Consider the following 20633-nt stretch of genomic DNA (forward strand, 5'->3'; position numbering starts at 1 on the left):
TTTTCAATAGAAACGTTGAATTGTACGTTGTTTCCATTTTGATAGAAAGGATATGCATTGATACCTACTTGCATCTCTGGCTTTAATCCTTGAGTTCTACCATAACCTAATGCTAAACCAACTGATCCTTTAGCTTGACCTGGTTGAATGATTACTGGAATTTTGTTAATTGTAACTCCATTAACCGTTACATTAGCATAGTTCCCGTTAATTGCTCCGTTATCTTTTACTGGGTTTTCAAAACCTAATTCTTTAGCATCTGCCATAGAAACAGTTAAGTAGTTATCCCAAGAAGCACGGGTAAGAGGGTCTGGTAATTCTTGTAACCAAGGGTTGTTGGCTTGTTTACCGTCTCCTAATGCAGTTGATGAATATAAATTTAATTCGAATCCTGAAGCACTGTTAGCTAATCTTACTAATCCAACTGCTGCTGCATTTACATCTGCAGTAGATTCAAAAGCAACATCTTCAGTAGTAGTTGCAGCTTTAAAGAATCCATCATGTAATGCTTGATTCCAAGAAGCTCCTCCTAAAACATTAGTACTCCAAAATTCTTTTAAAGTATCATAGTAATTTACTGTACTACCTGACCACTTTAATAATACGTCTTGTAACTGACGTGTATTAAATAATGGTTGAATAGTAGGTTGCATTAAACTATAAACACCTTCTTTAGCCATAACATCTCCCCAACTTTCTAAGTTGTGAGGTGCTGGCAATGTATATTGTGTAGCATTAGCTGTTGCATCATCCTGAGTAGATAAAGCAACAGATAATTTTAAGTTTTTAATTCCTTCTGCAAAATCAGCTGCATTTGCTAAAGAGTAAACTGGGTTTACGTTATACGTAACTAAACCTTTTACTTTTCCTCCTTTAATATCTGCTACTAATTGTGCAACTTCAGTATCGTTACCTTGGCGAGTTAAGTTTACCGCTTTTGTATCGATTACTTCACTGTTTAATGCGTTGTTAATTGCTAAAGCAATTAATTGTGCGTTTTTATCATTTAATCCAGTAACTACAACTCCTTTTGAACCTGCTTTTTTTAGATCGTTAGCTAATTGCTTAACTTCTGCATCAAAAGCGGTTGCTTTAGAAGGAAGAGAACTTCCTGTTACTGCATTGTATAAATTGATTAAAGCGAAAATTTGTTCAGATGGCTTAGCAACAATTCTTTTATCGGCACTAGCACCTGTTAAAGACATGTTACTTTCTATTTGAACGTGGTAAGACATTTTACCTGTTGCTACTCTACGACCATCTGCATATGATTTCTCATATCCACCTTGCCAATCTCCTAAGAAATCTGCTCCGATAGACGCGATAACTCCTGCTTTGCTAAAATCGTAGTCTGGTAAAGCTCTTTTACCGTACATAGCTTCAAAAGCATCAGCTGTAGCACTTTCAGAAATTGCATCATATACTACATGCTTAACATTTGGATAAGCTGCGATAAAATCAGCAATAACTTTATCAGTAGAAGGACTCGCTAAAGTTCCTGTTAATAACACTACTGGTTCGTTAGCGTTCTTTAACTCGTTTAATTTAGCCACGATTTCTTTATCCGCATCAGCCCAAGAGATTTCAGTTTCACCTTTTCTTGGTTCTCTTAATCTTAATTTACCATCATACAATGATAAAACCGATGCTTGCGTACGTGCGTTTGTTACTCCTCCTGCCTCTTTGTTAGGCATGATTTGAATTGGACGCCCTTCACGTGTTTTAACTAATACGTTTGCGAAATCAAAACCATCTGCGATTGTAGTTGCGTACCAATCAGCAACACCTACTACGATATCATTAGGTTGCACTACATAAGGAATTGATTTTCTTACTGGACCTTCACAAGCTGCTAAAGAAGCTGCTGCAGTGGTAAATCCAACATATTTCAAGAAATCTCTACGTGATGTTGATGAAGTTTCTAAGGTTTCTTTATCACCTAAAAACTCATCTGTAGGGATATCTTGTACAAACTCATTATTACGTAGCGTTTCAACAATAGAACTTCCTTTAAGTTCCTCAACACTTTGCCAGTATTTTTTGTCTGAAGCCATTTATATATGTGTTTTTCTACTTTCTAATTTGATTAATAGTGGCACTTACCACACTCTTTTCCTCCTAATTGTGCAATTGTTACTTGCTCAACACCGTACTTTTTAGCTAATTCTTCGTGAATCTTAGCATAGTACTCATTACCCTTTAAGTCTACCTTAGTATCCTTATGACAGTCGATACACCAACCCATTGTTAATGGAGAATGTTGATACACTTCTTCCATTTCCTCTACTGGTCCGTGACATTTTTGACAAGCAACCCCACCTACTGTTACGTGTTGTGAGTGGTTAAAATATGCAAAATCTGGTAAATTATGAACTCTAACCCATTTGATTGGCTTAGTATTACCTGTGTATTCTAATTTTTCTGGATCCCAACCAGCAGCTTCGTAAATCTTAGCGATTTCTTTATCTAAATCTGATTTCACTAACGTATGGTCATCCATTACTACTTTAGTATCTTCTGCTACTTCTGAAATGTTTTTATGACAATTCATACAAACATTTACAGATGGTATACCCGAATGCTTACTATGTTTTGCTGCAGAGTGACAGTATTGACAATCTATCTTATTATCTCCTGCGTGAATTTTATGCGAGAATGCAATTGGTTGAATTGGTTGATACCCTGTATCAACACCTACTTTAAACAATGTACCAAACAAGAAGTACGCCGCTACTAAAGCACCAAAAATTACCGTTAATACTTTTAAGAACGTATTTTGCTTAATACCTTCCCATAATTCAGCAGTTTGCCCCATCAAACCTGGAGTTTTTGGAGCACCTTTTAATTCACTAATAGTTTTTAATAAACTACCAATAATTAAAAACGCAACAATAATTGCTGCCGCTAATATGTAAACCAACCACTGAGGTGCTTGATCTCCTTGAGACTGACCAGCAACTTCCGCACCTGCAACAGGAGCCGTCTTCAACTCACCTACAGTTGTGTAATACAAAATATCATCAATATTCTGATCAGTTAACTGAGGAAAAGCGTTCATACTAGACCCATTATACTCTTCAAAAATCGCAATAGCATCTTTATCTCCAGAAGCTCTTAAAGCAGCATTATCTTTAATCCATGCCTTTAACCACTCATTGGTTCTTGTTTCTTCAACACCAGCTAAAGCAGGCCCCACAAGTTTTTTATCTAACTTGTGACACGAAGCACATAAAGACTTAAATAATTTTTTCCCTTCTTTTTGACGCGCTTCGTCTACATCTTGCGAGAACGCCGAAAAACTTACTAAGAAAACTAAAAAGAAAGAAGTTTTGTATCTATTTTGGTACAATTTTTTCTGTACTACTAATTTTAATTTAGCACACAGAAAGTTGCACAAAAGTACTACTTCTGTCTAAATTGTGAAATGTAAAGAGATTGCTTATTTGCAATTTATAATAATTCTAAATAAAAGAGATTAACAATCTATTAACGGACAAGTCGTTACTTTTGTAAAAAGATTCAAAAAATGAAGAAAAGCAGTTTAATCATAACACTTATACTTCTATTAACAGCTGGTGTTTTTAGCGCAAACGCACAATCTAAGTACGCTGATAGCAAAAACATTAACTCTTTAATAGAGAAAAAGAGAGCTTACAACAAACACAACGGAACTGGTTATAGAATACAGCTATATTATGGTCAAGAAGGACGCGCTAGAAGCTTACGAAATAGATTTCAAGTGGAGTACCCTGGCATATACACCAAACTAACATATGAAGAACCTAATTGGAAAATACAAGTTGGAAATTACAAAACACGTTTACACGCAGATAGAGCTCTAAATGAAATTCGCGAGAAATTCTCTGGAGCTATCGTTGTTCCAATGTAAAAACAATATTTACACCATAAAAAAAGAGTGATAGTTTGATCACTCTTTTTTTATTTATATCACTAATACTTATTATTAATAAGCTCTAGCATCGCTTCCTTCATAAAAATTGATAAACGCTTGGTTTACTACTCTATGACCACCATCAGTAGGATAATCTCCAGTAAAGTACCAGTCTCCTAAATTATCTGGACAAGCTTTATGCAATTCACTAACAGGTTGAAAGATTACTTCTACTTCAGCTTTGATTTCTTCAGTTTTTAACATCTGAGCAATCTTAGCAGAGATTTCTTCATCAGTAAACGAAGCATAAATTTCTTTTACGTAATTCACCACGTCTTTATCCTCACTATTTTCTTGTTGCTTACATTTTTGATATACTTCATCAACAATATTGTATTGATTTGTTTCTTTTAACAACTCTAAAGCAGCTTTAAATGCTATAAAATCATTAATCTTAGCCATATCAATACCATAACAATCTGGATAACGAATTTGAGGTGCCGATGAAACCACAACAATCTTCTTTGGATTTAATCGATCTAATATCTTGATGATACTTTTCTTCAAAGTAGTTCCTCTTACGATACTATCATCAATAATCACTAAGTTATCGGTTGGTTTTACAACTCCGTAAGTAATATCGTATACGTGCGCTACTAAATCATCACGACTACTATCATCTGTAATAAAAGTACGTAGTTTTGCATCTTTAATAGCTATCTTTTCAAAACGTGGTCGTTTAGAAAGAATTTCCGTTACCTTTTCTTTTGATAATTTTCCTCCACCTGCTAAAATAGCATCTGTTTTCTGTTGATTTAACACATCTTCTGCTGCTTCCATCATTCCGAAGAAAGAAGTTTCCGCTGTATTTGGAATGTATGAAAACACAGAGTTTTCAATATCGTTATCAATCGATTTTAACACTTCAGGAAATACATATTTTCCTAAATTTTTACGCTCTTTATAAATTGAAGCATCACTACCTCTTGAGAAATAAATACGCTCAAACGAACATGCTTTTTTAGGACGTTGCTCTAAAATTGGCAACATGCTTGTTTGACCATTTTTCTTAATAATTAACGCATGACCTCTTTCAATTTCTTTTATTGAATCGATATCTACATTAAAAGCTGTTTGAATAACTGGACGCTCAGAAGCTACCACCACCACTTCATCATCTTCATAGAAAAATGCTGGACGAATAGCTGATGGATCTCTCAACACAAACGCATCTCCGTGTCCTAACATACCTGCCATGGCATAACCCCCGTCCCAGTTCTTAGCTGAACGCTTTAAAATACGTTGAATATCTAAATGTTCTTCTATATATGGAGAAGCATCTTTTTTATTGAATCCTTCTTCTTTTGCTTTTAAGTATAAATCAGAAACTTCTGATTGTAAGAAGTGTCCTATTTTTTCTAAAATAGTAACCGTATCTGTAGATTCTTTTGGATGCTGACCTAACTCTATTAAATCATTTAATAATTGTTTAGAGTTTGTCATGTTAAAGTTACCCGCAACAATTAAGCTTTGGTGCTTCCAGTTACTTTGACGTAAAAACGGGTGTACATTTTCGATAGAGTTTCCTCCAAAGGTACCATAACGAACATGCCCTAAGAATAAATTACCTAAATAAGGTACATTTTCTTCTTGCCATTCAACATCATCAACTTTATCTGGATTTTCTTCAAAAACCCCGTTGATTCTTTTATTAATTTTTCCAAAGATATCTTGTATAGGTTGCGACTCATTCGATCGAACTCTACTTATATACCTTGTTCCTGGCTCTACATTAAATTTAATACTTGCTAATCCAGCACCATCTTGACCTCTGTTGTGCTGTTTTTCCATTAACAAATACATTTTGTTTACACCATAAAACGCGGTACCGTATTTATCTTTATAATATTGTAATGGTTTTTTTAATCGAACCATTGCAATTCCGCATTCATGTTTAATAGCGTCACTCATTTAATTTCAAGTATTTAGTTGTGTTGTGGTTTTGTGTGTTGTATAAAAAAATCCGCACCAAAAAGCGCGGATTTATAGTTATGATAATTCAATATCAAATTGTGTTAATTCTTTAAAAGCTTGTAAACGTGCTTGTACTTCTTGGTTTGACAGCTCCTCCATACGTTCTGTTCCGAATTTTTCAACACAGAACGATGCTAAGTTAGATCCGTAGATAATAGCACTCTTCATATTTTCAAAAGAGATATCTTCAGTTTTAGCTAAATATCCGCAGAAACCTCCTGCAAACGTATCTCCAGCTCCTGTAGGATCGAACACTTCTGCTAGTGGTAACGCTGGCGCAAAGAACATATTACCTTCATTGAATAATAAAAGCTCCGTGCTCTCCTTTTTTAATCACCACATATTTTGGCCCCATTTCATGGATTTTTTGAGCTGCATTAACCAATGAATACTCTCCACTTAACTGACGAGCTTCTTCATCGTTAATTGTAATAACATCTACACGTTTTAACACTTCGTGTAAATCATTTAAAGCAATATCCATCCAAAAGTTCATAGTATCTAATACCACTAACTTTGGACGCTCATTCATTTGATCTAAAACCGATGCTTGTGTTAATGGATGTAAATTCCCTAACATTACAATTGGCGCATCTTTAAAAGATTCTGGCACTACTGGCTGAAAATGCTCCAACACATTTAATTCAGTAACCAAAGTATCACGAGAATTCATATCGTTATGATATTTTCCACTCCAAAAGAAGGTTTTTCCGTCTTTTACGATTTCAACTCCATCAGTATTGATTCCTTTGTTGTTCATCATATCTAAATATGACTGAGGAAAATCTCCTCCAACAACAGAAACAACTCCTGTTTTTACTCCAAACTGTGAAGCTGCCAATCCTACAAATGTACCTGATCCTCCTAAAATCTTATCTGTCTTTCCGAAAGGTGTTTCAATAGCATCAAACGCTACCGTACCTACTGCTAATAATTTACTCATAACTCTACCTAATCTCCTGTACTAGAAGAAATATTTCTTTTCTTTTTGCCTTAACAACGTAAGACTTAAAGTTTTACTAATAATATGTATTAAGACGTAAACTGTAATGTTAACTGCCTTTTTTGTCGTAATTTTACCCCTTTAATTAAAAACGGTCTTTTTGACTTTGCAAAAATAGTTTTAAAAAATGACTATCAAAGAAATACAAGAAGAAATTATTGATGAGTTTTCAATGTTTGAAGACTGGATGGAACGTTACGAATACATCATCGAATTAGGAAAATCATTACCATTAATAGACGATGCTTATAGATTAGATGAAAATTTGATAAAAGGCTGTCAATCAAAAGTATGGCTGTATTCTGAATTAAAAGGTGATACTATTGAATTTACTGCCGATAGTGATGCAATTTTAACCAAGGGAATTGTGGCTTTATTATTGAGGGTATTTTCAAACCAAACACCGAAAGCTATTTTAGAGGCTGACACTAATTTTATCGACGAAATTGGCTTGAAAGAGCATTTGAGTCCAACCAGAGCCAACGGGTTAGTATCAATGGTAAAACAGATTAAAATGTATGCGATTGCACAGCAGTCGAAATTATAAGATTATAAAGAGTTAGAACTAATGACTGAAGATCAATTAGAAGAATTAGGAGATAAAATTGTACGTGTATTAAAAACAATATACGATCCTGAAATCCCTGTAGACATCTACGAATTAGGATTAATTTACGACGTATTTATTTCAGAAGAAAATGACGCCAAAATATTAATGACGTTAACTTCTCCTAACTGCCCTGTAGCAGAAACTTTACCTGTTGAAGTTGAAGAAAAGGTAAAAACACTAAAAGAGATTAACAACTGTGAAGTTGAAATCACTTTTGATCCTACTTGGACACAAGACATGATGAGTGAGGAAGCTAAATTAGAGTTAGGAATGTTGTAGGTTTTAGGTTTTAGGTTTTAGGTTTTAGGTAAGTTTGTTTTTACACTTACGTCACAAATAATTTTATAAAATTTTTCACTTTTAGTTTTTCGCTTTAAAACTTTGAAACTTTGGAACTTTGGAACTTTGGAACTACTATAAACAGTTAAACAATTCAACCCATAAACAAATAAACTTTGCTCTTTCCAGTTTTAAAAACTTTTTAACTTTCAACTAAAATATATGGCAGAAGAAATAATTAACAGAGTAGCAAATAGTAATCTTACTACAATAGACCTTGAAGATTTTTATCCGAAAGGAAATCGTATTGTATTTGACATAAAAGACTGGCTGTATGAAGAACTCATATTGCGTGAAAAAGATTTTAGAGAATCTGTAAAAAATCACGATTGGTCTCAATATCAAGATAGTTATGTTGCTCTAACTTGTTCTTCTGATGCTATTATTCCTTCATGGGCATACTTGTTACTAACTGTAGAACTTACTCCTTTTGCAAAAAAAGTAGTAGTTGGTGATTTACCGTTACTTGAAACAGTTATTTATCAAGATATCATAAACCAAATTGATATATCTGAATACAAAGACAAACCCATAATTATAAAAGGTTGTGCAAATAAGCCTATACCACCTTCAGCATATACCTTACTGATTGAAAAAGTAAAAACTGTAGCCAAGACTATTATGTTTGGAGAAGCTTGCTCAACGGTACCACTTTACAAGAAAAAAAAGTAATTCGATTTATAAACTCCTTAACTTAACTATAGATGAAAAAACTCTTTTTTTTATTTCTTTTTATATGTTATTCTTTTTCTGCTTTTTCACAAAGGACAAAAAAAGACAGCATTTCAGCATTAAAATTAGTTAGTGCTCCTGCTGAAGTTGACTATAGTTCTACCATTATAAGACGATTCCTTACTCCTGAAGTATTGGTAAAAAAGAACCCACCAAAAAAATGGATGGTTACCGGAAAATATACTTTTTTATTCAACCAATCATCTTTTGCCAATTGGTCTGCAGGAGGAAACAACACGGTTGCAGGAAACATGACGCTTGGTTATGATTTCAACTACAAAAAAAAGAAATGGAACTGGGATAATAAAATCATATCTGCTTACGGCTTAAGCTATGTTGATGGTCAAGGAATGATAAAAACAGAAGACCAATTTGAATACAACTCTTTATTAGGTTTAAAAGCCTCTAAGCTTTGGTTCTTCTCATTTTTTAGCAATTTTAAAACGCAGTTTTCTAGAGGGTATGACTACAAGCAAGAACCAAAATTAGCTGTTTCTGACTTTTTCTCTCCTGCTTATTGGAGTTTTGGTCCCGGTATGCTTTGGAAACGAAATGACGATGCTAGGATAAACATCGCACCAGCTACAGCACGATATACATTTGTTTCTAATGAATTTTCAGGAAAATATGGTGTTGAAGAAGGTAAAACCTCAAAATTAGGGCTAGGTTTTAACCTTTCTGCTTACTACAAGAAAGAAATCATGAAAGATGTAACAATGGAAAACATTCTTGCTGTCTATTCAGATTACTTAAACAAACCTCAAAACATTGACATAGATTACCAATTAAACATCTTGGTTAAGATTAACAAAAATCTTTCTACAAACCTTGGTTTACATGCCATTATTGATGATGACGCTTCTAAGAAAATACAATTTAAAGAGGTTTTTGGACTTGGATTAAATTATATTTTTCATAAAACGTGACTTTTAATCAATAACTTTGTCTAAGCTTTTTGTAAGGTGTACATTCGCGCCTTCAAAAAAAATAAATTAAAATTTATCCAAATGAAAAAATTATTAGCAATCGCTGTTTTATTTAGTGCTTTAACAGCCAATGCCCAAGAAGAAAAAAAAGATGAACCTAAAGAAGGATGGAAACGAAGTGGAAACATTTCTTTCCTATTCAATCAATCTGCTTTTAATAACTGGTTAGCCGGAGGTACAAATAACATTTCTGGTACTCTTGGTTTAAACTACGATTTTAACTACACAAAAGGTGATTGGACTTGGGACAATAAATTAATTGCTTCTTACGGTTTAACAAAACTAAAAGGAGAAGAAATGAAAAAAACAGATGACCGTTTAGAGTTAAACTCTTTAGTAGGTAAAAAAGCTGGTGGAAACTGGTACTACTCTGCTTTTTTCAACTTTAAAACACAAATGTCATCAACTGATGTGAATGGCGTTCAAACTTCGCACTTCTTTTCTCCTGCATACTTCCAATTTGGACCTGGTATGTTATGGAAAAAACACGATAACTTAAAAGTTAACATTGCCCCTGCAACTTCTAAATTAATAGTAATGCACGGACATTTAACCGAAATGGGAGACGCTTTTGGTGTTGCACAAGGAGAAACTACTCGTTATGAGTTAGGGGCTGCTTTAAAACGCTTATTACAAGTTAGATGTAATGAAAAACGTTTCGGTAGAAAATATTTTAAACCTTTATAGCAACTACTTAGAAGATTTTCAAAATGTAGATATTGATTACACTGTAAATGTTGTGATGAAAGTTAACAAGTATTTATCAGCCAACCTTTCTATGCAAGCAATTTATGATGATAATGCTTTTGAAGGATTTCAAACAAGAGAGGTATTTGGTTTAGGAATTAACTACGGTTTTTAAAACATAACAAAACACCTATTTAAAACCTCAAGAAGTACTTCTTGAGGTTTTCTTTTTTATGTATTTTAGCTTAAAAATTATAACGAATGACACTTTTAATTGTTTACGCAACTTTATCTATATTTTTTTCTTTTTTATGCTCCATACTTGAAGCTGTTTTACTAAGTGTAACACCAACTTTTGTTAATGTTAAAAAGAAGGAAGAGAAAGCCTACGCTGACGATTTAGAAGCCTTAAAAAAAGATGTAGATAAACCTCTTATCGCTATTCTTACGGTTAACACTATTGCTCATACTGTAGGCGCTATTTTAGTAGGTGCGCAAGCAAAAAAGATATTTAGTGACGATGGTAATGGTGTTTTTATTGTTTCGGCTATAATGACAATTTTAATTTTAGTGGCTTCTGAAATCATTCCTAAGACTATAGGAGCTACTTACTGGAAATCGTTGGCTGGTTTTTCAACAAAAGCTTTAAACATCTTAATCTTTTTTTGCAAATACACTGGGATTATCTGGACGCTTCAACTTTTTACCAAAATTTTTGGAAAAGGAGCCCATGGTGAAAGCGTACTTAGTAGAGAAGATTTTACCGCAATGACCGATATTGCTGAACAAGAAGGAGTTTTTCATGAAAGTGAAGGAAAAGTAATTAGAAATATGCTAAACTTTAAACAAGTACAAGCTAAGCATATAATGACTCCTCGTACAGTTCTTACCACTGCTGATGAAAACCAAAGTATAAAATCTTTCTTTGACGAAAATAGACCTTTACGTTTTTCAAGAATACCTGTTTATGCTGAAAATCCAGATAACATAACGGGTTATGTGTTAAAAGATCAATTGTTGCTTTCATTGGTAGATAATAAAGGAGATGAACCTTTAAAAACTATTAAAAGAAATATTATAATAGCTAGTCGAGAGTTATCTATTCCAAACTTATTTGATCGGTTAATTGAACAAAGAGAGCACTTAGCCTTAGTTGTAGATGAATATGGTTCGGTTAGTGGTTTAGTTACTCAAGAAGACGTTATAGAAACGCTTTTAGGACATGAAATCATGGATGAAAGTGATAATGTAGCCAATCTTCAAACTTTAGCTAGAAAGAGCTGGGAACAGCGCGCTAAGCGATTAGGAATTATTAATGATGATAGTGAAAATGAATAAACTATTTTAATCATTATACAAAAAGAGGCGTGAATTTGCAAATTCACGCCTCTTTTATTTTATACAACTAAATTAATTAGTCATTAATTGTCCAAGAAACATAGTACATAGAACCGATGAATCCTGAACCAGGAGCTACCATATATTCGTTACCTGTTAAATTAGTTCCTCCAATTTTAAATCTAGATTTAAGTGAAGGTACTCTATAATTTATTTGTGCATCTAACACTGTTCTTTCAGATACCATATCATCTAAGAAACTCGACTGCCATAAAAACTCATCTTGCCATCTTACATTCACATTAAATCCGAAGTTGTTAAATAAATTCGGATTTCCAAACATAACTTTTACTTGATGCTCTGGTGTATTAAATCCTGGTTTAAAGCTTGAATCTTCACTTTGATCAAAAACTAGTTTTGAATAGGTATAATTTGCTCCTAAATTAAATGTCTTAAACACTTTAGTATTTAACCCTATTCCTACACCATACGAATCTACATTAGCTGGTGTATTTGTGTTAAGTACAAACGATGTATAATCTCCATTATCAATTGCTGCATTAGCTAAAGCGTTTGGTGTTCCATCTGCTTCTAAACCTCCGTAATTAGCTACAATAACATCTTTAAAAGCTACAAAATCGTTATACTGGTTGTAATAACCATTAATATCTAATTCTAAAATGTTTCTACTATTTAAATCAATAATACTTCTATACCCTACTTCATAAGAAGTTACTTTTTCTGGTTTAATTGGGTTTACATGAAGCTTAACTCTGTTATCTTCTCCTGCCAATGCGTTGTCAAAAACGTTTCTACCAGTAATTGTATTGGTAGTACCATCTTGATTCATTGCTATTGTAGAAAAACGGTCTAAGTTTTCTTCTGAAGTTCCTAAAATATACTTACTTGGTCCTGAACGTAATCCGAAGTATTGCTCTAAAGTACTTGGATTTCTAAACCCTGTTTGATAAGAAGCTCTTAAAATATGGTTTTTTGAGTCTCCTAAAGAATAGTTTAATGCTACCCTTGGCGAGAAGTTTCCTTCGAAGTTTTTAGATTTATCATAACGAACAGATCCTGTAAACTTTAATCTATCCTCTAAAAATTTCTTTTGAATTTGAGAGTAAACCCCAAACATATCAAACTCAATATTATCGTTTTCATCGGTAAATAATGTTCCGTTTGAGTTAATATCATACTTACGATAAGAACCTCCTACTTGAATTTCTCCCCAACGAATAATATCTTTAAAGTTATAGTTGGCATCAAAATGGTAAAAAGAAGTTTCATCTTTTATACCAGCTCCTCCTTTGTTTATTGGAGTATTAATTACTTCTTCTAATGCTGTTTTAAATTCTGCTGATCCTGGTACAAATCTATTTCTGTTAGCATATCTTCTTGCGTCTGCATCGTTAAAAGCAGTGTAATCTTGATCGTTAATTACTCCTGAATACATGTCTCTGTATTCTTTATACCAGTTTTGCGTTGGATTGTACTTTTCATTTAAGGCAATTGCAGCAAATCGTAAATCGTGAGTTTTTCCTGAATCGTTTCCAGTATAATATCCTCTTGCATAGAAATTCTTCCCTTTTAATTCTAATTTATACTGCTCGATAAAATATCCTTTTTGAGAGAATCTGTTGGATCCTTGGTAAGTATTGTCTCCACGAGAAAAACGAGAATTTAAAATAATTTCGAACGCATCATTAGCCCATGGTCTGATATGAATAGATCCGTCAAATTTTAAGTTATAACCATCATAATTTGTTAAATCTTTTTCGTCATACCCTGTTCTACTTACATTTCCAATACCTGGAATAGCCACTGAAAAATCATCTCCATACACATTTACTCCATCGTAATCTGTATTGGTATCTCTATCTCCATCAATTGCTACACCACCAATTCCTGTAGTATTTCTAGTATCATCAGCATGCCACTCTTCTGCAGAAAAGTAAGTTAGGTTTACTTTTGCAGCTAAATAGTTATTAAATTTATATGCCATACGTGCACCCACATCGTAAAAAGCATTATTCCCTGCTGCTTCTTGCGACATGTTTCCTGTTTTAATATACGTGCTAATACCTGCATCATCAAAAGGGTTTCTACTTTTCATTAACAAAATACCGTTAAAGGCGTTTGCCCCATATAAAGCAGAAGATGCTCCTGGAAGAATTTCAACATTTTTTACATCTAAATCTGAAAGCCCCATAATATTTCCTGCTGAGAAATTTAATGCAGGAATTGATGTTTCTACCCCGTCTACTAACTGTACAAATCGAGTGTTATCGAAAGTAGAAAAACCACGTGAGTTAACAGATTTGAATCCGTAGTTTGCTTCACGCGACTCGATTCCTTTTAAGTTTGTTAATCCGTCATAAAACGAGATAGAAGTATTTCTTTTAACATCAACAATCCCCATTCTTTCAATGGTTACAGGAGATTCTATAACTCGTTCTGGAGATCTCGATGCAGAAATTACAACTTCGTCTAATGCGATGTTTTCTTTCAAAATCACGTTAATTTCTTGATCTTGAGACACAACTTCAACGATTTCTGTTTTGTATCCAAAAGCTGAAACTTGGATTGTTACAGGATAGTTTGATGCTGATTTTAAAGTAAAACTTCCCTCGAAATCTGAAGTTGTTCTATCATTTCCTGAAATAATTACAGCATTAGAAAAAGGCTCTAAATATTCATCATAAACTTTTCCCTTTATAGTAGTTTGTCCATATACAGATACAGCACAAACCACTAAAAATATAGATAGTAGTTTTTTAAACATAATGTTTATTTTAATTAGTTTTTGTAAATTATTATTGATTTATTTACTCATCTAGAGCAAACATGATTGGGAATCCGTATTTAACTGAAGCGTTATCTCCTTGTTTTTTTCCAGGGATAAATTGAGGTAATTGAGATACAACTCGAACCGCTTCGTTATTTAATAACTCTCCGCCCTTAGGCCCTAAGGTTTTGATGTTTTTAACCTGTCCGTTTTTATCAATAATAAAACGAACCCAAACCTCGCCTTGAACAGATTCTTTTACCGCCTGACTAGGGTACCTGAAGTGTTTTTGAATATGTTTTACCATTTCAACATTAAAACAATCTAATCGTTCTCCTTTTTTAGCTTTTTTACAAGCTGTAAAAAGAGGGATTTTATCTACAGTACTAAATTTTTCAGCATTTTTTATTTCTTCTGCTGATAATTTACTGGTAATATCTTCGATATTATTTTTTATTGTTAATGGCTGAGAAATTTCTGCAAGTTGATTTGTGCTTTCAACTTCAGCTGTTCCTGCACTAGATAACTCCACACCAGATGAAACGGCTTGTTTTTTGAAATTTTCTCTCTTTTTTAAATACCTTCTATTAGCTGATACTTTAACAGAGATTTGACGCGTACCTTTATTGTCTTTACTTTTAGGTTCAATCGTACATTTAGTAATACTATTTAAATCTAAAGTTTCTTCTGGAGTTTCGCAAACCTCACGTTGAGACATTACATTAGTAGAATATAAACACACTAAGAATATAAATAAGAATATTTTTTTCACATTTAAGGGTTTTAAGAATTTCCTAGTCAACCAATTAATTGATTGAATAACTGGGGAATTTCAGCGCGCAAAATTACTCTTTTTTTGTGAAAAATTAAATTTTTAAGCAATTAATCTACATTAGATGTTAATGTAAAATCCATAGGGAAGCTATACAATACTTTTGAAGGCTTACTAGCTTGTTTTCCTGGTTTAAAGTTCGGAAGTAATAACACAATTCTTTCTGCTTCTTGTTTTAAGATTTCATGCACTCCTTCACCTTCTGTTCTTATACTTGTTACCTTACCTGTTTCGTCAATTATAAAACTTACCTGCACGCTTCCTTCTATCCCTTCATCTAGAGCTTTTACTGGATAAACTAAATTATTAAGTATATGCTGTTGCATTTCGTAGTTAAAACAATCTATTTTATCCATTGAATCATCTGCACACGATAAAAACATTGGTATTTCTTCAACTACATCAAAAGAAATCCCCTTACTTTCTACAGTTCTAATAATTGGGGTAGGATTACTTAAACGAGCTAGTTTTAAATTATTAATTGCATTGAAAGTATGCATTTCTTTCGCTTTTAAGTCTTCAGCTAAACGAATAGCTTTTTCAAAATAAACACGTTTTTTTAAATATCTTCTACTAGTAACTGTGGTAACCATTGTTGAAGCTTCATCATTACTGTCATCATGCTTTTCAATCAAACATTTATCTACAGTATTAATATCTTGTATTTTATGATCTTGAGATGTACATTTTTCTTGTGCATTTACTAAATGCGTGCTATATAAAATAGCAAACAAGAATATCATTATTTTTTTCATCACGATCTTATTTTATTAAAACATGGTAACTCAATACAAAATTGAGCAGACAATTCTTTAGGCCTTTATTTTAAAAATTAAAAGCTTTGTGAATACCTATTAAGTTTTAGGACTGTATTAAACTAAGTTTAGAGTGTTAATGAATGAACTCTTTTCAACTTGATGTTCTACTAAAAATCGTGCTGATTTTTTATGTGAAGTTTTGTTATTTTTCATTTTTTAGGGGGGATAAAATGTTTAAAAAACTGGTTTACAATGTTTAAAATAACACAGAAAATACTGTATTAACAATTATAAATGTAATGAAAAAGAACTTAAATAGCAATTATTTAAGTTCTTTTTGTGTTATCGTTGTGTTTTGTTATCGTAAAAAACTAGTACTCATTATATAAGAAATCATTATACGGAAAACGCTGTATATGTATCTTTTTTACCTCTTCATACACCTTTTCTTTAAAATCTTCTAAATTGTCTTTATTCAAAGCTGATATGAAAATACTCTCCGTTTCTAAATCATTCATCCAGGTTTTTTTCCAATCTTCTAAAGTATAATGTTCCTTTGTTTTTTCTGTTACTATATCGTCTTCATCAATAGTTTCATGAGTATAAGCATCTATCTTGTTAAACACCATAACCGTAGGCTTATCTTTACTATCAATTTCATCTAAAATTTTGTTTACAGAAGCAATATGATCTTCAAAATTTGGATGCGAAATATCTACTACATGCAGTAGTAAATCGGCTTCTCTAACTTCATCCAACGTAGATTTAAACGATTCTACTAACTGAGTTGGTAATTTTCTAATAAACCCAACAGTATCAGTCATTAAAAACGGAATGTTTTTAATGACTACTTTTCTCACTGTAGTATCTAAGGTTGCAAATAATTTATTTTCAGCAAAAACCTCACTCTTACTAATCACATTCATTAAGGTAGATTTCCCCACATTGGTATATCCTACCAAAGCAACTCGCACCATTTTCCCACGGTTTTTACGCTGTATTGACATTTGCTTATCAATAGTTTCTAATTTCTTTTTAAGCAATGAGATTTTATCACGAATAATACGACGGTCAGTTTCAATTTCTGTTTCCCCTGGTCCACGCATACCAATTCCCCCTTTTTGCTTATCAAGGTGAGTCCACATTCGGGTTAATCGAGGTAATAAATATTGATATTGTGCCAATTCAACCTGAGCTTTTGCCGAACTTGTTTGTGCTCTACTCGCAAAAATATCTAGGATTAAGTTGGTTCTATCTAAAATTTTACAGTCTAAAAAGCGTTCGATATTCCTCAACTGTGCAGGCGATAATTCGTCATCAAAAATTGCTGTTCCAATATCGTTTGAATCTATATACGCTTTTACATCTTCTAACTTTCCTGTTCCTAAAAAAGTTTTCGGATTGGGCTTATCAAGTTTTTGCACAAAACGTTTTACAGCAACCCCTCCAGCTGTTAGAGTTAAAAACTCTAGTTCATCTAAATACTCTTCTGACTGTTTTTCGTCTTGATGTTGGGTTATAATTCCTATTAAAACCGCTTTTTCTGATATGGCTTCTCGTGTTTCTATCATACGTTACAAAAGTACGAATTTATCAATGCAAAGTAATTAACTTATTTGTTTAAGAACTAGGTTATTTTTAATCTTACAGTAACTCTTTAATCATCTTTTTTAATTGTGGAAGCACCTCTTTTTCAAACCATGGATTTTTAGTTAACCAAAATCGATTTCTTGGTGATGGATGTGGTAACACAAAATAGTCTGGTAAATATTCGTGAAAAGCATCTACCGTTTCTGTAAGCGTTCGTTTTGCTTTGTCTTTTAAATAGTAATTCTGAGCATACATCCCAATTAAAATAATTAACTTCACATTAGGCATTTCATCTAGCAAAGGTTGATGCCATTTCGGAGCACATTCTTTTCTTGGTGGTAAATCTCCTGATTTTCCTTTTCCTGGATAGCAGAATCCCATAGGAACAATTGCAAAGTTATTGGTGTCGTAAAATTGGGCATCGGTAACTCCTAACCATTTTCGTAATTGCTTTCCACTAGCATCATCCCACGGAATACCTGATTGATGTACTTTAATCCCTGGTGCTTGACCAACAATAATAATCTTTGATTGTTTACTTGCTAAAACAACAGGGTTAGGCTCTATAAAATCTTTACAAATAGTGCATTTACGAATATCGGCTAGTAATTCTTCCATAGTTAAAAATACTAAAATCCTATCGATTTAAAAATGCTTTATTGATAAGAGATATCTCGATGCAATTTTGTGCTTATTCGCTTTCCTCAAGAACAAAATCACTCGATATGACAAGTATTAAAACTTAATAAAATCATCAAAAGCTACGTAGTACGGTTGATCTTTAAAAACAGGGAGCTCTATACTCTCAGCATTCGCAATACCAATTCCTGCATACCAAACTTTCGCATTTTGATTTTTTGCGTGTTCTTTAAAGGTTTCCATCCATAACACATCATATTCTTGTGGTGACTGAATGTTATTTGTAGTTTTTACCAACACAAAAATGGTAGGCTCTCCTTTTTTATACAACACAAACTGCGGATGCTTTTTCAACTCGCTATTGATTGCAACAAATTCATAACCCATTTCTTGCAGTTTCTTACCCACAATATTCATTCCTAAATTGTGGAGTTCTTGCTTGGTAAGTTCTTGCATTATTTCTTCTTATTGCGTTTGTTATAGTTTTTATCGCCTCTAGTTTTTGGCTTTTTGTATTTCTTAGCAAGCTCTCTTCTATACGAACCTCCTTGATTTGTTTTTTTATTCTTTTCCTTTTTTTCATGGAAAGCTGGACCTGCTTCATACTCTTGAGAAGTTCTATTTTTATTTACTTCTCTTTCTTCCTTCGGACGCTCTTCTTCCGTTAATTGCTTGGTTATCTCAACTTGTTCAGGAATTTCTAACTTCGGAATTGTATAATTCATCAACTCCTCAATTCGTTGTTTAGCTTCCTGCTCTTTTTCCGTAGCAAATAAAATTGATTTTCCTTCATGTTCTGCACGACCTGTACGACCAATTCTGTGCATATAGTTTTCTGGGAAATGCGGCACATCAAAATTGACTACATGAGTAACCTCTTCTAAATCCAATCCACGAGCAATTACATCAGTTGCAATTAAGATTCGTTTTTCTCCTTTATTGAATTGTTCAATAGAACGCAAACGATAATTCTGTGTTTTGTTCGAGTGAATTACACAGGCTTGTGACGGAAATTCTTCAGCAACACAATCAAACAATCGATCTGCGTTTCTTTTATTCGGTGCAAACACCAACACTTTACTAAACTCCGATTTATCGAATAACAAATAGTTCAATAAGTTGACTTTTGTATAAAAATTCGGAACGTCATAACTTGTCTGTTGAATATTATCTAACGGAGTTCCACTAACTGCAATCGCTATTTTATGCGGCGCTATAAAAAAGTCATCAATCAATGCTTCTACATCTTCCGTCATCGTTGCCGAAAACATGATATTTTGACGTCGTTGTGGTAGTAAATCAAAGATATTTAACAACTGAAAACGGAAACCTAAATCAAGCATCACATCTACTTCATCAATCACCAATTTTTGAATAGATTTTAGCTTCAACACATTGCTTAATGCTAAGTCGTATAAACGCCCGGGAGTAGCTACAATAATATCTGCTCCTTGCATAACTGCTTCTTTATGACGGTTTAAATTAACACCTCCATAAACTCCTACAGTTTTTAACGTAATATATTTGGCTAACTTTTCAATTTCATCAACCACTTGCACAACTAATTCACGTGTAGGCACCAAAATCATCACTCTCGGGTGTTGTTGTTTTGAGAACTTTAAATCGCGAAGTATAGGTAATAAATACCCGAAGGTTTTACCTGTACCTGTTTGAGCAATACCCACTACATCTTTTCCTGAACGAATTACAGGAAATGCTTGTTCTTGAATAGGTGTCGGATTAACGAAGCCTAATTCTTCAATTGAATTTCTTAGTGGATTTGATAAGTCTAAATCTTGAAAAGTAGTCATTAACAATAATTTGATGCAAAGGTACAACCATTATTTTGTATATTTAAAGGACTTAATTCATTTTGATTATGGAAATACCTAAAAGATTAGAGCAAGCACTTATAAAGCTTTATAATGCTTTTCATAATGACGAATTAAACCCTGAATGTTGTTCAGCTTGTGCAGTTGGTAATATTTTAGACAACCGAGATAGCTGGAAACACCTAACAAATGGTCATGGTTCGTTAGAGTTAAGCTATGTAGGTAGGGTACATCAAAATTTAGGTAGAAAATTTAATGGTTACTCTCCTTTAGAACTCTTACAAATTGAAAAAGTGTTTTTAGAAACTTGTGGATTTACAGTTCCGTTATGTCATTACAATCCAAAACCTCAAAACCCAACACATAAAGAAACTTTATTTAATGGTTTATGTGCTGTCGTTGCTCACTTGTGCAAACTAGAAGACTTACCAAATGTCATGGAGTATTCTAAGATTTTTGAATATGAACAAGACAGTCCTGTGTATAAGTTTGATGTGATTTACGAGTAAATTACTTTGCTAAAAACATTGCTTTACAGTCGAAACACTTAAATCTTTTCTTATTAAAAAAGAC

General features: G+C 33.1%; 17 protein-coding genes and 2 pseudogenes. 8 read left to right on the forward strand and 11 right to left on the reverse strand.

Translation table 11 applies throughout. The features are described from left to right. Both OU788_RS06580 and OU788_RS06585 read right to left on the reverse strand, forming a co-directional pair. The coding region (locus tag OU788_RS06580; RefSeq protein WP_274634427.1) for a TAT-variant-translocated molybdopterin oxidoreductase at positions 1 to 2054 on the reverse strand (2054 nt) is incomplete at its 3' end. Positions 2055 to 2086: 32 nt separating this feature from the next. Further along, positions 2087 to 3349 (reverse strand): c-type cytochrome, encoded by a 1263-nt coding sequence (locus OU788_RS06585; protein WP_274634428.1) that lies wholly within the window; start codon positions 3347 to 3349, stop codon positions 2087 to 2089. A 177-nt stretch (positions 3350 to 3526) separates the two neighbouring features. On the opposite strand from OU788_RS06585, the gene OU788_RS06590 reads away from it, so the two are divergent. Then, positions 3527 to 3889 carry an SPOR domain-containing protein gene (locus OU788_RS06590; protein ID WP_274634429.1) on the forward strand — a complete coding sequence of 121 codons (363 nt, stop codon included), beginning with the start codon at positions 3527 to 3529 and terminating at the stop codon, positions 3887 to 3889. 75 nt (positions 3890 to 3964) lie between these two features. On the opposite strand, the gene OU788_RS06595 is transcribed toward OU788_RS06590, so the two are convergent. Beyond that, a complete protein-coding gene (locus tag OU788_RS06595) occupies positions 3965 to 5863 on the reverse strand; it encodes an amidophosphoribosyltransferase (RefSeq protein WP_274634430.1) in 1899 nt (632 codons plus the stop codon). Between the two features lie 78 nt (positions 5864 to 5941). Continuing rightward, positions 5942 to 6869, reverse strand: a pseudogene (locus OU788_RS06600) (PfkB family carbohydrate kinase). Between the two features lie 187 nt (positions 6870 to 7056). Here OU788_RS06600 and OU788_RS06605 point away from each other — a divergent pair. The 6 genes and pseudogenes from OU788_RS06605 (at position 7057) to OU788_RS06630 (ending at position 11621) form a co-directional block, all read left to right on the forward strand. Further along, positions 7057 to 7476, forward strand: a complete 420-nt coding sequence (locus tag OU788_RS06605) for a SufE family protein (RefSeq protein ID WP_274634431.1) — start codon at positions 7057 to 7059, stop codon at positions 7474 to 7476. 21 nt (positions 7477 to 7497) lie between these two features. Continuing rightward, positions 7498 to 7818 (forward strand): DUF59 domain-containing protein, encoded by a 321-nt coding sequence (locus OU788_RS06610; protein ID WP_028891358.1) that lies wholly within the window; start codon positions 7498 to 7500, stop codon positions 7816 to 7818. 222 nt (positions 7819 to 8040) lie between these two features. Further along, positions 8041 to 8550 (forward strand): DUF2480 family protein, encoded by a 510-nt coding sequence (locus OU788_RS06615; protein ID WP_274634432.1) that lies wholly within the window; start codon positions 8041 to 8043, stop codon positions 8548 to 8550. Positions 8551 to 8582: 32 nt separating this feature from the next. Further along, on the forward strand, positions 8583 to 9536 hold the full coding sequence (locus OU788_RS06620; RefSeq protein ID WP_274634433.1) for a DUF3078 domain-containing protein: 954 nt from the start codon (positions 8583 to 8585) through the stop codon (positions 9534 to 9536). An 81-nt stretch (positions 9537 to 9617) separates the two neighbouring features. Then, positions 9618 to 10458: pseudogene (locus OU788_RS06625) on the forward strand (DUF3078 domain-containing protein). Positions 10459 to 10544: 86 nt separating this feature from the next. Beyond that, entirely contained in the window at positions 10545 to 11621 is a 1077-nt protein-coding gene (locus OU788_RS06630; RefSeq protein WP_274634434.1) for a CNNM domain-containing protein, read from the forward strand. A 76-nt stretch (positions 11622 to 11697) separates the two neighbouring features. On the opposite strand, the gene OU788_RS06635 is transcribed toward OU788_RS06630, so the two are convergent. The 7 genes from OU788_RS06635 to OU788_RS06665 form a co-directional block, all read right to left on the reverse strand. After that, positions 11698 to 14406: a TonB-dependent receptor gene (locus OU788_RS06635; RefSeq protein ID WP_274634435.1), complete on the reverse strand. Its 2709-nt coding sequence runs from the start codon at positions 14404 to 14406 to the stop codon at positions 11698 to 11700. 43 nt (positions 14407 to 14449) lie between these two features. Then, complete coding sequence (locus tag OU788_RS06640; protein ID WP_274634436.1) at positions 14450 to 15181, reverse strand: energy transducer TonB; 732 nt, start codon at positions 15179 to 15181, stop codon at positions 14450 to 14452. Between the two features lie 110 nt (positions 15182 to 15291). Next, positions 15292 to 15996: an energy transducer TonB gene (locus OU788_RS06645; RefSeq protein ID WP_274634437.1), complete on the reverse strand. Its 705-nt coding sequence runs from the start codon at positions 15994 to 15996 to the stop codon at positions 15292 to 15294. A 374-nt stretch (positions 15997 to 16370) separates the two neighbouring features. Beyond that, positions 16371 to 17570: a GTPase HflX gene (gene hflX, locus OU788_RS06650; protein ID WP_274634438.1), complete on the reverse strand. Its 1200-nt coding sequence runs from the start codon at positions 17568 to 17570 to the stop codon at positions 16371 to 16373. A gap of 73 nt (positions 17571 to 17643) precedes the next feature. Next, on the reverse strand, positions 17644 to 18207 hold the full coding sequence (locus tag OU788_RS06655) for a uracil-DNA glycosylase family protein (RefSeq protein WP_274634439.1): 564 nt from the start codon (positions 18205 to 18207) through the stop codon (positions 17644 to 17646). A gap of 117 nt (positions 18208 to 18324) precedes the next feature. Then, positions 18325 to 18684 (reverse strand): Na(+)-translocating NADH-quinone reductase subunit F, encoded by a 360-nt coding sequence (locus tag OU788_RS06660; RefSeq protein WP_274634440.1) that lies wholly within the window; start codon positions 18682 to 18684, stop codon positions 18325 to 18327. Beyond that, entirely contained in the window at positions 18684 to 20039 is a 1356-nt protein-coding gene (locus tag OU788_RS06665) for a DEAD/DEAH box helicase (RefSeq protein ID WP_274634441.1), read from the reverse strand. The genes OU788_RS06660 and OU788_RS06665 overlap by 1 nt, the downstream gene beginning before the upstream one ends. A gap of 68 nt (positions 20040 to 20107) precedes the next feature. On the opposite strand from OU788_RS06665, the gene OU788_RS06670 reads away from it, so the two are divergent. After that, a complete protein-coding gene (locus OU788_RS06670) occupies positions 20108 to 20569 on the forward strand; it encodes a Na(+)-translocating NADH-quinone reductase subunit F (RefSeq protein WP_274634442.1) in 462 nt (153 codons plus the stop codon). Positions 20570 to 20633 lie beyond the last annotated feature (64 nt).

Source organism: Tenacibaculum sp. L6, assembly GCF_028823685.1.
Taxonomy (GTDB): Bacteria; Bacteroidota; Bacteroidia; order Flavobacteriales; family Flavobacteriaceae; genus Polaribacter.

Coding starts and splice junctions, on each gene's coding strand:
- OU788_RS06610 (WP_028891358.1), top strand. CDS start 7,498: ATGACTGAAGATCAATTAGAAGAATTAGGAGATAAAATTGTACGTGTA.
- OU788_RS06665 (WP_274634441.1), bottom strand. CDS start 20,039: ATGACTACTTTTCAAGATTTAGACTTATCAAATCCACTAAGAAATTCA.
- OU788_RS06590 (WP_274634429.1), top strand. CDS start 3,527: ATGAAGAAAAGCAGTTTAATCATAACACTTATACTTCTATTAACAGCT.
- OU788_RS06645 (WP_274634437.1), bottom strand. CDS start 15,996: ATGAAAAAAATAATGATATTCTTGTTTGCTATTTTATATAGCACGCAT.
- OU788_RS06615 (WP_274634432.1), top strand. CDS start 8,041: ATGGCAGAAGAAATAATTAACAGAGTAGCAAATAGTAATCTTACTACA.
- OU788_RS06635 (WP_274634435.1), bottom strand. CDS start 14,406: ATGTTTAAAAAACTACTATCTATATTTTTAGTGGTTTGTGCTGTATCT.
- OU788_RS06670 (WP_274634442.1), top strand. CDS start 20,108: ATGGAAATACCTAAAAGATTAGAGCAAGCACTTATAAAGCTTTATAAT.
- OU788_RS06660 (WP_274634440.1), bottom strand. CDS start 18,684: ATGCAAGAACTTACCAAGCAAGAACTCCACAATTTAGGAATGAATATT.
- OU788_RS06620 (WP_274634433.1), top strand. CDS start 8,583: ATGAAAAAACTCTTTTTTTTATTTCTTTTTATATGTTATTCTTTTTCT.
- OU788_RS06630 (WP_274634434.1), top strand. CDS start 10,545: ATGACACTTTTAATTGTTTACGCAACTTTATCTATATTTTTTTCTTTT.
- OU788_RS06605 (WP_274634431.1), top strand. CDS start 7,057: ATGACTATCAAAGAAATACAAGAAGAAATTATTGATGAGTTTTCAATG.
- OU788_RS06655 (WP_274634439.1), bottom strand. CDS start 18,207: ATGGAAGAATTACTAGCCGATATTCGTAAATGCACTATTTGTAAAGAT.
- OU788_RS06595 (WP_274634430.1), bottom strand. CDS start 5,863: ATGAGTGACGCTATTAAACATGAATGCGGAATTGCAATGGTTCGATTA.
- hflX (WP_274634438.1), bottom strand. CDS start 17,570: ATGATAGAAACACGAGAAGCCATATCAGAAAAAGCGGTTTTAATAGGA.